1 pseudogene is annotated in these 346 nt (G+C 74.3%); it reads left to right on the top strand.

From position 1 onward, the window contains the following. Positions 1-47 precede the first annotated feature (47 nt). Positions 48-346 (top strand): annotated as a pseudogene (locus BMG07_RS45315) (type VI secretion system baseplate subunit TssG); the annotation flags it as partial.

The raw sequence follows: 346 nt of genomic DNA, 5'->3' as shown, positions 1-346 counted from the left end.
GTGGCCGCTGGCTCGCGCTGGAGCCCGATGCATCGGCGCGGCTGGACATGCGCACGCCGCTGGGCGGCGGCGCCGTGCTGGGCCGGCGCGTGTGGGACCAGGGCGCCGGCATCCGCCTCTCGTTCAGCGAGCTGAGCCCGCAGCGCCTGCGCGACCTGCTGCCGCGCGCGCCGACCATGCGCTGGCCAAGTGGCTGGTGCGCCGCTTCATTCCGCAAGACCTGAAGGTCGAGATGGAACTGAGCCTTGCGACCACCGCGTCGCGCAGCAGCGTGCTCGGCGCCGCGAACCCGATGCGCCTGGGCTGGACCTCGTGGGTCGCGGGCCCTTCTTTCCGGGGCCCGTGC

The sequence above is a fragment of the Variovorax sp. E3 genome, from assembly GCF_016082275.1.
GTDB lineage: Bacteria > Pseudomonadota > Gammaproteobacteria > Burkholderiales > Burkholderiaceae_C > Variovorax.
This window is presented reverse-complemented; position numbering and strand designations above follow the sequence as displayed.